This is a genomic window from Thermostichus sp. OS-CIW-33 (assembly GCF_054059615.1).
Genome location: NZ_JBSSCH010000002.1, coordinates 148879 through 162425, shown reverse-complemented (window position 1 = coordinate 162425; position 13547 = coordinate 148879). Strand labels below are relative to the sequence as shown.

Here is a 13547-nt window from a genome sequence, read left to right as displayed (position 1 = left end):
GATTCGGTTTGGGCCACTTATGGTGAGATTTACCATATGGGGGGCAGGGTGAAGGTAGCGCTGTTGCAGTTGAACTACACTGTCGGCGATCTAAGCGGAAATGCCGAGCGCATCCGTTCGGCAGTCGAGGCAGTGGCGGCGGCGGGAGCAGAGTTGGCCATCACCTCGGAGCTGGCGTTGCTGGGATATCCACCCCGCGATTTGTTGCTCTACCCGGCCCTGATCGAGAGAGCGAACCAAGTTTTGCAGCACTTGGCCAGTCGGCTACAGGCCAGCATTCCGGTGGTCGTGGGATCCGTGCAGCCCAATCCTCTGCCTGAGGGTCGGCCCCTTTACAATGCTGCTGCCTGGCTGGAGGGAGGCCAGATCCGCCACTGGTTTCAGAAGTCGCTCTTGCCCACCTACGATGTCTTCGACGAAGATCGCTATTTTGAGCCGGGATCCCAGCCCCAACCCATCGAGTACCGTGGCCGCCGCCTGGGCTTTACCATTTGTGAAGACATTTGGAACGACCGCGACTTTTGGCAGCACCGCCGCTACCACTGGGATCCGGTGGAAGAGATGGCCCGCTGCGGTGCCGACCTGCTGATTAACCTCTCGGCTTCCCCCTTCAGCCTGGGCAAACAGAAGTTGCGGGTGGAGATGCTGGGATCCCTGGCCCGCAAGCACGCCCTGCCCATTCTCTACGTCAATCAGGTGGGGGGCAATGATGATTTGATCTTCGATGGGGCCAGTTGCGCCCTGGATCGCTGGGGTCGGGTTGTGGCCCAAGCCGCTGCCTTTCAGCCGGATCAGCTCATCCTGGATGTGGACGAGTTGACCCAGTCTCCCAACCCAGACCAGAGCCCACCGACCGCGGGATCCCGCTGGCCGACCGAGCCGGAAGCTGAGCTGTACGAGGCGTTGGTTTTGGGCACCCGCGATTACGTCAGCAAATGTGGCTTTCGCGAGGTGCTATTGGGCCTGTCGGGGGGGATCGACTCTGCCGTAACTGCTGTGATCGCCGCCGATGCCTTGGGGCCGGAGCGGGTGCTGGGGGTGCTCATGCCCTCTCCCTATTCCAGCCCTGGCAGCCTGACCGACGCCTACCAACTGGCGCAAAACCTGGGAATCCCGACCCTAAAGCTGCCCATTCAGCCCATCATGGAGAGCTACCACCAGCTTTTGGCAGAGCCCTTTGCCGGCCTCCCCCCCGACATCACGGAAGAAAACCTGCAATCGCGCATTCGCGGCACCCTCCTCATGGCCCTTTCCAACAAGTTCGGGCGGCTGCTGCTGACCACAGGCAACAAATCAGAGCTGGCAGTGGGCTACTGCACCATCTACGGGGATATGTCCGGCGGCCTGGCGGTGATTTCCGATGTGCCCAAGACCTGGGTGTACCGCTTGGCTCGCTGGATCAACCGACAGCAGGAGCGGATCCCGCTTGCTACTCTGACCAAGCCCCCCTCAGCGGAATTGCGACCCGGCCAACAAGATAGCGACAGCTTGCCCCCCTACGATTTGCTGGACAAGATCCTGCAGCGGCACATCGAGCAGCATCAATCCAGCCCCGAGTTGGTGGCTCAAGGGTTCGATCCCGACACGGTGCAGCACGTGCTGCGGCTGGTTCAGAATGCCGAGTTCAAGCGACACCAAGCTCCCCCTGGGCTACGCATTACCGATCGCGCCTTCGGCACCGGCTGGCGGATGCCAATCGCCAAGCGTCAAGAAGGGATCATCTAATGGAACTAGTGGGATACCCTCACACCAGCTCCTCCGTCAGAGGGAGAAAGGGAAAGATTCGGCGCTGTCGGAATTGCTTGGAGTAGTTGGTGCCCGCTCAAGCCTTGTTGCCATTCAGAACGGCTACAACTGGTGCAGTCACGCTTCCTGCTCAATACCCTGCTCAATACAATAAAGGGCCTGCAAGCCAGCAGACCCAAGGAAAAGCCAAAAGGCGGTAAGTTGAGGTCTCTTAGATCAGGCCCAGCCAGGAAGCAACGCCTTGGCCCGTCACCGCTTCGATGACAATGGCCAACACAAAGCCAATCATGGCAGCCCGACCGTTGAGGCGCTCGGCATACTCGTTAAAGCCAAACTTGGGCTCAGACAAATTGGGATTAGACATGAGAACCTCCAGGGTAAATGGGAACGACAGGGAGTGGGATCCGTAAAGAACGAAAACGAGAACGGCACTTGACCTTCAGTATAGTTTGCATTTCTTCATGATCGCAAGCAAGGCGGTCACCCGCTGCCGATGGCGGCGATGATCTGCCGCGCCAGGGGAATGGCCGCCTCATAGGCTTTGCCCTGATGCAGGTGCAGCACCAGCGTCCAGTTGGGATCCGGCAGGGGCCAAAAGGCCAGCAACCAGGCTTGAAAATCTTCTGCCCAGAGAATTGGTCGTCCTCGTCGTTGAGGATTGAGGATGGTGCCAGACTTGGCTGCCACCGGGATCCCTTCTGGGGCAATGCCGCGACAGGTGCCCGCTGTTGCCGCCAGGCTCATGCCAGCATGGAGAGCCTCCCAAATCCACTCCGGTAAAGAGAGGGCAGGCAGAGAGACCTCGCCAGAAAGGGGTACACCTCGGCGGGCAATCACGCCCCCATAAACCAACAGCTCCCAGGGATCTACCGGCCCAGCCAGACCGGTCGCCAAGAGCGGAGCCGGAGCTGTATTCTGCACACTCCCTAGGCCGAAGCGCCGCAGCCACTCCACCAGGGTATCGGCCCCCAGCTCCCAGCCCAACTGGTAAAAATGCACGTTGCAAGAGTGGGCCAGGGCTTGGCGCAAGTTCAAGGTTCCATGTCCACGGGGATCCCAGCAGGGTAGGCGGCCCAACCCCAGTTGCGGCGGCGGATCCCACCAACCCGGACAGTGGATCAAGCGCTCCCCAGAGCTGATCCCAGTCTGCAGAGCAGCAGCGGCAACGGCACACTTGACGGTTGAGCCAGGGCTGGCCCTGATTCTGGAAGCCTGCTCCGGCTGCCAAACCCTTGTTAAACGACCGGTGTTCAGGTTGAGGACGGCGGCAAAATCGCGCGGATGGGGCAGCCCTGCAGATTTCCCCTGCAAGCCCCAGGTCAAAGCAGAACCCAACAGCCAGGCTCCACAGGTGCGACGGTTCATCTGCTGTTGGCCCCGAAAACCCAGCCAGACAAAAGCGGATCCCTGTTACAAAAATTCGGAAATCGCAGCCTTCTCACGGACTAGGGTAATCTGAGTTCAGGTCAATGGAGATAACCCTCATGGCAATTCAGCGTGGTGCCAAAGTCCGTGTGCTGCGGAAAGAATCCTACTGGTACCGGGATGTGGGAACGGTTGCGGCGGTGGATACCAGCGGCATTCTCTATCCGGTGATCGTTCGTTTCGACAAGATCAACTACTACAACATCAACACCAACAACTTCCGCGAAGATGAGCTGGAAGTGTTGGAAGCTCCCAAGGCCAAAGCCAAAGCCGCTCCGGCCAGCTAAGCCAAAGTTCTGATGCCGGGGACTGTGTTCTTGAGCAAGTCGTTCTGTGCCTGAACTGCCGGAAGTTGAAACAGTTCGGCAAGATTTGCAACGCCTCACCTTGGGGCCGCGGATACTTGCGGTGGAGGTGCTCCTGGCCCGCACCATTGCCTACCCTGCAGGGGAGATGTTTGGGCGGAGCTTGATTGGCACCCGTTTTACCCAGTGGCAGCGGCGAGGAAAGTATCTCCTGGGATCCCTGGATTCGAGAGCTGTTCTGGGCGTGCATCTGCGCATGACCGGGCAGTTGCTCTGGGTGCAGGGATCCACCCCTTTATCAGCTCACACTCGTGTTCGTTTGGCCTTCGAGGAAGGGTGGGACTTGCGCTTTGTGGATCAGCGCACCTTTGGCCAGATGTGGCTGGTGCCTGCCGGTGTTGAGCTGGAGGCGGTGATCCCCACCCTGCAGACTTTGGGGCCGGAGCCCTTTTCGCCAGCTTTTTCTGAGGCCTATTTCCAGGCTGCCCTGCAGAAGAGCCGCCGTCTTATTAAAACCGCGCTGCTGGATCAATCGCTGGTAGCCGGGGTGGGCAACATTTACGCCGACGAAGCCCTGTTTCTGAGCGGCATTCACCCTTTGACGCCAGCAGTTCAGCTTTCGGATGTGGCCAAGGCACGCCTGCGAGAAGCTTTGATCGAGGTGTTACGGGCCGGGCTGGAGCAGCGGGGCACCACCTTGCGGGATTACCGGGATCTGCGTGGGCTCAACGGCAACTATCAAGGGCAAGCGTGGGTGTACGGTCGGGAAGGGGATCCCTGTCGCCTCTGTGGCACCCCAATTCAGCGGATGAAGCTGGCAGGGCGTTCGGCCCACTTTTGCCCCCACTGCCAGCCGCAACAGAGCTAGTGGCGCTCCTCAAGATATGGGGGATCCCTGGGGAAATGGGCCAGAGCGGCTACCATCAGCAGTAGGAGGGGATCCCGGTGAAAACCATGGGATGGGCACGGCTCCAACCTGTAAAGCCCTTGATGAGGGGAAGTCGCCTCTGGTCGGGAGCGCTGTTGGCGCTGGGGATCCCGACGGCTGCGGCCTTTGCCCAACTGGAGTTGGATGCCCAACTGGGCCGCTCCCAAATTGTTTTTCCCAGCAAAGATTGCCCCGCCTGCAACCTAACGGGGGCAGAACTGCCGGGAGCTGACCTCAGTGGGGCCAACCTGAAAGAAGCGATCCTCAGACAGGCCAATCTCCAAGCTGCCGACCTCTCCCAAGCAATCCTCAATCTGGCCGATTTGAGAGGGGCCAATCTGAGTGGCTCAGCTCAGGCAGGGGCTTTCTTGTGGGAAGCCGATCTGGCGCAGGCCAACCTGCAGCAGACAGATCTGACGGGTGCCAATCTGCAGGTGGCCAACTTAAGCGGGGCCGACTTGCGTCGAGCCATCCTCACCGGCGCCGACCTCACAGGGGCCAAGTTACACAATGCCGATCTGCGGGGGGCCGACCTGCGAGGCGCTTTTCTGGAGGGGGCAGACCTGACGGGCGCTCTGTACAACGCCCAAACCCGACTGGATCCCGCCTTCAACCCTAGTGCTTGGGGCATGGTTTTCGTGAAAGAAGGATCTTGACCAAGAGTTACCACTTGCTCCGCCATTTGATTTGGGATCCCCCCTTGGGCAGATTAAAACCAGCACCCCCTCGGCTGGGATCCCCTGCCATGACTTCCCCTGTCCGCGTTCTCATTGCCGACGATCATCCCCTCTTCCGGCTGGGGCTGAAGTTTGCCCTGCAAGCGCAAGGATTTGAGGTGGTGGCCGAAGCCGAGACGGGATCCCAGGCCGTCCACCATTGTCGCAGTTGCCCCATCGACGTAGCCATTTTGGATGTGCGCATGCCGGATGGGGATGGGATCGCCGCCTGCCAGCAAATCACCGAGCTGGGCCTGCCGGTGGTGGTGGTGATGATGACCACCTTTCAGGAGCCGGGTCTGATTGAGGCAGCCCGCCGCGCAGGGGCCAAAGGCTACCTTTCCAAAGAGACCGACCCGGCGGAATTGGCCCGCGTCATCCGTCAGATTTTGTCCAACCCCGAACGAGACTGGCTGCCTGCCCGACAGGAGCTGCCCAAGCTCACCCCCCGCGAGCTGTGTGTGCTGCAACTGATGAGCGAGGGCCTGGCCAACAAACAAATCGCCCGCCGCTTGGGCCTCAGCATCGAAACCGTCAAAGAATATGCCAGCACCGCCTACCGCAAGCTGGATGCCAACGACCGCGTCACCGCCCTGCTCAAAGCACAGCAACTGGGGATCCTGTAAGGATGGAGTCCAACCCCCCCTTCCCAGAGGGAGAGGGGCTGGGGGTGAGGGCAGCCTGGCCGGCTCCCCCCCGAGGTGGGGATTTGCGGTGGCCATGATCACCGGCATACTGTTGCTAGTTTGGCATCTTGACAAGGGATCCCCTGGGTGCCGCCTTCCCCTTCACGTTGTCCGAGATACGGTATGTCTGCTCCTTCCACGCTGCTGCTCAAGCTCACCCTGCGCTTGCTCGCCTCTTTGAAAGCACGGGTGGATCGGCGCAAGATTCGAGAGCGGGGCTTCGTCCTGCCGGTTGCCATTTTGATCGTGCTGGTCTTGAGCTTGGTGACGGTGGGGCTGCTGACCCGCTCCACTCAGCGCAGCATCCAAACCCAGGTGGAACGAGCGGAGCTGACCATCAGCCGGCAACTGAATACGGCCATTGACCGGGCTAGAGCTAAGATCGAGTACCTAGTTCGGGATCCCCGCCTGCCCAACAGCGCCCCGACGGATGCGCAATTTGCCGCAGCCCTCATCAACGATGGGGCAGGGGGTCTGCTTCCTCGGGATCCCGATGAGCCCTACATCCTCCCCGACGAAACTCAGTTCGTGATCGCCACCAACATTCAGGTGGAGGATCCGCAAAATCCGGGACAAAACTTGAACGTCCGGGTTCAGGCGCCCGCTTGGTGGTTCTTGGCGGATACCGACAACAATGGCATCAATGACTCCGTAACGGTTTATACTATTCTGAACACCCGTCGGGCTGCCGGCGACGACTTTGAGGCTAACCTGACGGATACCGAGCGGGCGCGGCGGCTGCTGATCCGCAGTGGGCCACTGCAGGGTTCGGCCTTGGCGGGGTGTACCGATTCTCCGGCTGAACAGACGGTCAACCCCAACGTGGGGGATTGGTTCCAGGTTGGCTCTGCGTTGTACAAGCCCTTTCAAGTCTATGCCGTCACCTTGCCTATTGCGGGTGCCGACTCCACCACCCGTGCCATTTCGGCTTTGCAATTTCAGCAGGATCGGCGGAGGGATCTGCTTAACAAATGGGGAGCCTTCAGCCGCGGCGACCTAGAGTATTTCTTCACTCCTGGCTACAACTGGAACGGTGCCATCTACGCGGGGGGCAGCCTCTTTTTCCGTTACGCCAGCAACAATTTGTTCCGAGCTTTCACCATCAGCTCGGAGCAGTCTTGCTTCTACATGCCGCCGGAAAACTCCGAGATTACCGCCTTCGGAGAGTTGGTGGCAGGGGCCATTGGCTACGCCGGACAGGAGGCGAGCGATACATTGATCTTTGATGCCCACCCTAAGGTGGCGAAAGTGCCGCCAAGTACGCCGCTTCCCCGCCTGAATAACCTCAATTTCGATTCAGTTCAGAACTCGGCAGCCCCCGAAATGGTAGCTCTGGATCCGCTGGAGCTACAGCTTTTTGGCCGCATTCGTACCCGCGGAACCTACGCCCAGGATCCAGCGGGATGGTCAGTCTCTCCAATTAATGTCAGGCGGAATTCAGAGAGTGGCCCACCAGGACGAGTTCAAGCAGGCGGCTTTCAGTCAACGGAAGACCAAGTCTGCCCGCCCTACGTGGACGATGTGTATCGGGCCGACAACCGCTTTGGCCCCAAAGCCAGCTACGAACGTCCACCCGTAACGCCCGACCCGCAGAACGGTTGCAACGTGCCCACTTTTGCGGAAAGGTATCGTCCTGCTAGGGCCGGTGATCCCATTCCTGCTAATGCCAGGAACAACCAGAATGAGTCTTTGACCGAGGACAACCCACCCCCAGGCGCCCTTTCCGAGGTGGGCTTGGATGGCTATTGGGAGCGGCGGGCCCGTGTGGAGGGCTTGCGGGTGATCGTGGGCCAGCGGCTGGAGCTAACCCGCACCGATTCTTTGCCTTTGCCTTTGGTGCCGCCTGGGGATCCCAACGATCCCACCAAGTTACAGGCCATTTTCATCAGCAACGAGGCGCGGCAACGGCTAACCCTGCGAGATAACCCGGCGGCGGTGCAGGCCACTGCCGTTTACCACTACAGCCACCGAGATGGGCGCTTCCCCATTGCTTGCCTGGCCACGGTAGCCCACCCAGGCTCTCCCTGGAGTTTGCAGCGGGCTTCCACGTTCCCCACAGGCAACCAAGCCAATCAATTGGGCATCAACTTCTTCACCGGGCAGGGCACCAATGTCTGGGAATATGACCCAACCCCGATGCAGGCTCGGCTAGCTTCGGGCACCCCCTTGTGGACGGCCCTCACCAACCTGGCCAATTTTGCCGGCGATCCCGATGGGGCCTATCCGCCGCGTCAACAGGCGGGCCGCATTCACCCGGATCCGTTTATTACGGCTTTTGGCAACTTCTCGGAGCTGCGGCGAATCATTGAAAACCCGACAAACCTCAGCTTGGCGGATCAATCGACACTGCAAACGGCAGGCTGCATGTTGGGCATGCTGGCCGACAACATGCTCCGCATTGAGGCGGCCGCCAATGCCGGGGATCCAGCGGCTCAAACCCTCTGGAACGACATTCAAGCCAGCCGTGCCGGGAATCGAGAGGCGGCCAATCGGTTTTATCTGCCGCTGCGCTACATCTTCCCGACCACCAGTTTCAACCAGACGGATACCCTGGAAACGGAGCGGCGCAGCGCTTACTCCTTCCTTCCGAGCACAGTCAGCTATCAGGCTGTAACCAACTTAAACGAGGTTGCTCTGGAGCCCCGTTCTGGAATTGGCAACTGGGCTTTGCCCCATGCCCCAGCCAATTGCACTGCTGCTGGCCCCAACAGCAACCAATTTGATCTCATTCGGATTGGCAACCAGTGCTACCGCGTGCCCTTTAAAGATTCTGTCTTTTACGATGGCCGCGAGGCAATGGCGGTGCGGACCCTCAACATCGACCTGGCCCTGCTGACCAACAACGTCAACGGACAGGCCAACGGGTTGATCAACGGAGATACTTGGCGAGATACTTGGCTGCCTGCCGGTGTGCAAGAAGGCCGCGAGGGTGGCATTTTCTACGCCTTCCGGGAAGATGCGGTACGGGAGGATGCCATTGCCCGCCCGCCCTTGGGCACTTTTGCTGCCTATCAAGAAGCTTGGCGAGCGGCAAACGCCCGTGGCACGCTGGGCAGCGCCGGCATCATGAACGCTGGTCAGCCAGGTCGCGGCACGGCGAATGGTCAAACGGTCTGGGATCCCCCTGTTTCCAATCCAGGTGGACTCAGCCCCAAACCGGTGGACTACTATGCCGATCCGGATCGGCGGCCCTACGGCTTCCGGCTGCGCAACGGGGCGGTGCTGGCCCGGGGTGGGTTCAACCCTGATGACGCGATTTTTGGCCTCTCCTTCATTTCCGACAACCCCGTTTATATCCAAGGGGACTTTAACCTGCATCAGACGAAGAGCGGCGAGCCCCTGGAGGAGTTTACCACTCGCCTTGCCTTCGGAGCAGACGGTCTTTACAGCAACTTCTACGGGCGGCGGCGATCCGGATCCAATGAAGACCGGGAAGACCGGCGCTTTGCCCGGGCGGCGGAGGATCTCTGGCGGCCGAGCGACGTGTTGGGCGACTCGGTGAACATCCTCTCTGCCGATTTCTGCGATGGCAGCATTGATGATGCCTTTGTCCAGGATGGCACCCTCAATGGCGGCGGCGTTAACTACAACCCCGGGCAGGACTACAACGGTGGGCGGGCATCAGCCCCTCGGCGGTGGGATTACTACGGCTGTCTCAGGGGTGAGAAGGACAGGGATAACCTGGGATTCAACACCTCCTTCCTCAACCAAGCGCTGGTGATCCGAGGCAACAACTGGCCGGCTCCGGATCCGAATAGCGCTGGTGCTGGCGTTCTGCGCTTTGACAACACCAACGGGGCCCAGAACCTGGGTGACAATACCAACCAGCCGGGTTGGCCGGATGTGTTTGCCCGCGACACCATTCTGGCTCCCTTCAACAACGCCGATTCGGATCCCAATAACGATGACAGAACGGCGGGCGGTGGCGTGCCGGCAGTGCGGCCCTTGCGGGCACCCGATGTGGGCTATGCCAACTTCGGCACCCGCATTTCGGCTTTGGGCAACCCGGTGCTGGATACCTCCCGCTGGCTGCTGGTGGCTCCGCTGGGACCCTGCCCGGATCCCGGCGGCTCTGGGTTGCTGGCCGAGTACTACAACGGCTGGCTGAGCAGCCCGCAGAACCGGTACAAACCCGACACAGGGTTTGCCACCAGCGGAGCCGTAGGCCCCCTGGCCGAAGAGGCTAAAAGGGACAACCTGCCCTACCTGCGGGCGGTGCGCTGGCCGGATCCGATATTCCCCCCCGTCGACCAGGAACCGATGCCGGACGCCATCGGCCAGTACAACAACCGCTACACCAGCAGTGCGCCCACGTGTAATCCAAATGGGAGCGGTGGGCAGCGCTGGGCCTGCGTGCGCGATGCTATCAGTAATGCGGATGGCACCGTCAATCCGAGCAGCTTTGCCCGCAGCGGCCCTGGTTTCCCCTGGTGGGGCGGCTTCCAGTACCGGTTCGGCAGGAGCAACGATCTGAATTCCAACTCTCCCTTTAAGCGGCGGCTGTATAATAGCACCCCTGCTTGCAACGCCACGCTGATTGATACTATTTTTCAGCCACCCCTCACCATCCTGCAGCCCCTTTGCCGCCTGTCGGTGCCGATTCTCTCGCCGCCGAATCTTTGGGAGCCTCGGCCACCTTTCAACCCGCCTGATCCCAGTCCTGATCGGCGGGATCGCGGCGACTGGTTCTGGATGCCCAGTTGCGGAGAGCCGGACGGCAACAACGGCCTGCCGAACGCGCCCATCGATGCGGATGATATCGGCTATTCCTATAAGCCTGTCGGCAACCCTCGCATTGGATACAGGCTCCTCCCCAACGGAGAAGGAACTAGCGAGCTCGTATTCAACAACCCCAACCAGTTCAACTTCCAGCGTTCCTGCTGGCGGCGTAGAAGCGGCTCAGGGCCGAATGGCAACAGCAACGGCAACGACTTTTTCGCGGTGCGCTGGGTAGGGGAGCTGTATCCGCGTTGGCCGGGCCTGCAGACCTACCGCATTTTCGAGGGCGACGACGGCGTGCGGCTGATCATTCGGCGGCGGGACGGCTCCGATGCCACTTTCGAGAACCGCGGAGTTTGGAACGGAACTCCCCTCAACCTAGGGCCAAACGCAGCAGGGGCCGAAGCCTGGCAAGATGGCGGCGCCAACGAGGTTGCCCTGCGATTGGAGCTGGAGTGCGCGGATCCAAGCCAGCCCTCGCCCTACTTAATAGAGATCCAAACTTACGAAAATACCGGCAACGCCCGGCTACGCTTTGCTACCCGCGATGGCAGCGAGTGGGAAGACTACGACCTGCGGTACCTGAAGCCGCTGCCGCCGGTCAACAAGCCTTGCCAGCCGGATCCAATCAAGGGTAGCGAGCTCGATAGGAATAAAGATCCCTATCAGCGCTCCTGCGCAACCCCCCTCAACTGCGATCCCAAATGGGGAGACTGGACTCCTGCATGTGACCCCAACATCTGTCAGCAAACCACTATTAAACAAACCAGAACTGCCACCTTGCCTGCCGGTTGCCCTGGCACTCCGCCAACACCGCAAACTCGGACGATCACCTGCTACCCTCAGTACAACTACGGGCCTTGGTCAGATTGGACGCCTCAGTGTACCCAGCAGCAGCAGTGTAGCGGCACCAGCATCACCCAAACCCGCACCCGCACAGTAACCCCGCTCTGTCGCAGCCAAAGCCCCTTTGTCGAAACTGAACGCCAAACCATCACCTGCCAGCCTCCGGGGGCTACCTGCACCTACACAGGCTGGACTCCTCAGTGTACGGTGGCCAACGGCGGCCTGCGAGTGACCCAAACCCGCACCAAGACCTGCACGTCGAGCTGCGGAACCACCACTACTATAGAAACCCAAACGGTCACCTGCCCGGCCATTTGCAATGACTACACCTTTGGGCCTTGGACTCCTGACTGTAGCAGTCTTACCATTGCCTGCGGCACTAGCCAGCCGCTCAACCAAACCCGTACTGGCACCAAAGGCCCCAATAACAGCCCCACCTGTCCGGCCAACAAAACCGAGAGCCAGACGATTACCTGTACCGGCAAGCCCTGTGGGCCAGGTACCTTTGCCCCTGAGGCTCCCGGCAAGAGCCCCTTCGGCGAGTGGATGGCGGCCAAGCCCAACACGGTGGATCTGCGCCCTGTCCACGAAATCCAAGCCGATCCAGAGCCGGAGACGATCGGCGTGAACACGGTGGCCAAGGCTTCTACTGAAGGCGTGACCATTGCTCTGGAGCCGCAGCTCTCGCCGGTGCTGGAGGTGAAGGCGGGAGTGCCCAAGCCGCCCAAGTGGCCCAACCCTGCCGAGGCTCTGCAGGCGGCCTTCAATTGGATGTTTGGTGAGCCCGCCTATGCTGCCCGCGCCGGACTGAGAGGCAATTTGCTCTCCAGCCAGATCGCCAACCCCAGCAAAGAACCCGGCATTCGCCCTGCCGAGAGTGGTGCTTCTCCGATTTCCGGAACTCTTAGCCTAGGCACCGACGACTGGGCGCGGCAACTGCGGCGGCGATTGCTCAATCCCAATGGAACTGTTCGCTGTGACTCAGAAGAAAAGGTCACTCCCACCGACGGTGGCTTCTGGGTACCGGGGGTGTTTCGCCCCAACTTCAACGACCGCTTCAAGTACACCGCCTACACCGGTGACAGCCGCCCCAGCACTCTGCGTACCTCTCCTAAAGGTGCCGATCCTACCTTCGAGGATCTCAACAAGAATGGCATTTGGGATCCGGAGGAGCCTTCAAATGTTTTGGAGCGGGATCCACTGTTTGGGTTAGACTTGCCGGATCGGCCAGAGCTAGAGATCCAACCCCAGATGGCGCTCAACCCTTACGCCCGCGTCAACAAAAGCGCCGCGACCCAAGCCTACACTCCCGCGTCCAAGTATGCGGACGGATACTACATTAACCACAAGGGCAGTGAAGATATTCGCAATGGCCTCTGCTTCTACGTCAAGCCCAACGGCAACACCATCCAGGTTCAGATCGACCGTAACGGCGGCGATGGCGATGGCCTGGTCTGGGTGGATGTGGAGCCGTTCACCCTGGACCTGAACAAGACTCCCACTGGCTTTGCCGGCAGCAACCCCGTGCTGGGGGTGATCCTGGACGAGGTGACCCGTCGGCCCATTCCCATCCCGAGCTTCCAGGAGCTGGCTTCAACCGATGTGAACCAGCGCCGCCGCAACGACAACGGCACCCAAAACCGGCAGCTCCAGCCGGCCAGGGAAACGCGGGTAAATGCCATTGCCATCAGCGGTGTGATCCCGTCTCGGCTGAATCAGACGGGCGGGGGCATGCACAACTTCCTGCGCCTCAACGAGCTGTGGAGAAATACCGACCTCTTCTTCAGCGGCTCGATGATCCAGCTCAACTACAGCACCTATGCTACCGGCCCCTTCCTGCAGCACAGCTTTGAGCCACCCGATCTGGTAGCCGATCCAACCTTCGTGCGCGGTTACGACTACTACTACCCACCCAACCGCCGCTTTGGCTACGACGTGGGTCTGCAAATTGCCCGTCGTCCCAGCGCGGTGTCGGCTCGCTTCCAATTCCCCTCCAATGCCCGCACTGAGTTCTTGCGGGAGTTGGATCCTCAGGATCCGTATGTGCGGCGGCTGCGCTGCGCACTCCAGAATCAGCCGGGTGTGCAGTTGGATCCGTCTGCCCGGATTGGTGGCTGCGAGGAGTTTAACTGATTTTAACTGATATTGACCTGGCCGGTCAGGGGCAGATTTAGGG

8 protein-coding genes are annotated in these 13547 nt (G+C 60.4%); 6 read left to right on the top strand and 2 right to left on the bottom strand.

Annotated elements, in window-relative coordinates:
• The first annotated feature begins 48 nt into the window (after nt 1-48).
• Nucleotides 49-1725, top strand: a complete 1677-nt coding sequence (locus ACVWZG_RS02155; protein WP_457405579.1) for an NAD+ synthase — start codon at nt 49-51, stop codon at nt 1723-1725.
• A 232-nt stretch (nt 1726-1957) separates the two neighbouring features.
• Here ACVWZG_RS02155 and ACVWZG_RS02150 read toward each other — a convergent pair whose 3' ends face one another.
• Together ACVWZG_RS02150 and ACVWZG_RS02145 are read right to left on the bottom strand one after the other, a co-directional pair.
• Nucleotides 1958-2110 carry a chlorophyll a/b-binding protein gene (locus ACVWZG_RS02150; RefSeq protein WP_011429120.1) on the bottom strand — a complete coding sequence of 51 codons (153 nt, stop codon included), beginning with the start codon at nt 2108-2110 and terminating at the stop codon, nt 1958-1960.
• Between the two features lie 116 nt (nt 2111-2226).
• The gene (locus ACVWZG_RS02145; RefSeq protein WP_457405470.1) at nt 2227-3111 is read right to left on the bottom strand and encodes a penicillin-binding transpeptidase domain-containing protein; all 885 of its coding nucleotides are present in this window, start codon (nt 3109-3111) and stop codon (nt 2227-2229) included.
• Between the two features lie 119 nt (nt 3112-3230).
• On the opposite strand from ACVWZG_RS02145, the gene ACVWZG_RS02140 reads away from it, so the two are divergent.
• The 5 genes from ACVWZG_RS02140 to hpsA all read left to right on the top strand — a co-directional run bounded on the left by ACVWZG_RS02140 (nt 3231) and on the right by hpsA (nt 13504).
• The gene (locus ACVWZG_RS02140; RefSeq protein WP_414329200.1) at nt 3231-3458 is read left to right on the top strand and encodes a photosystem I reaction center subunit IV; all 228 of its coding nucleotides are present in this window, start codon (nt 3231-3233) and stop codon (nt 3456-3458) included.
• Between the two features lie 46 nt (nt 3459-3504).
• The gene (locus ACVWZG_RS02135) at nt 3505-4344 is read left to right on the top strand and encodes a DNA-formamidopyrimidine glycosylase (RefSeq protein ID WP_414389126.1); all 840 of its coding nucleotides are present in this window, start codon (nt 3505-3507) and stop codon (nt 4342-4344) included.
• An 86-nt stretch (nt 4345-4430) separates the two neighbouring features.
• Nucleotides 4431-5060, top strand: a complete 630-nt coding sequence (locus ACVWZG_RS02130; protein WP_457405468.1) for a pentapeptide repeat-containing protein — start codon at nt 4431-4433, stop codon at nt 5058-5060.
• Between the two features lie 89 nt (nt 5061-5149).
• The gene (locus ACVWZG_RS02125) at nt 5150-5746 is read left to right on the top strand and encodes a response regulator (protein ID WP_457405466.1); all 597 of its coding nucleotides are present in this window, start codon (nt 5150-5152) and stop codon (nt 5744-5746) included.
• A gap of 183 nt (nt 5747-5929) precedes the next feature.
• Nucleotides 5930-13504, top strand: a complete 7575-nt coding sequence (gene hpsA, locus ACVWZG_RS02120; protein ID WP_457405463.1) for a hormogonium polysaccharide biosynthesis protein HpsA — start codon at nt 5930-5932, stop codon at nt 13502-13504.
• Nucleotides 13505-13547 lie beyond the last annotated feature (43 nt).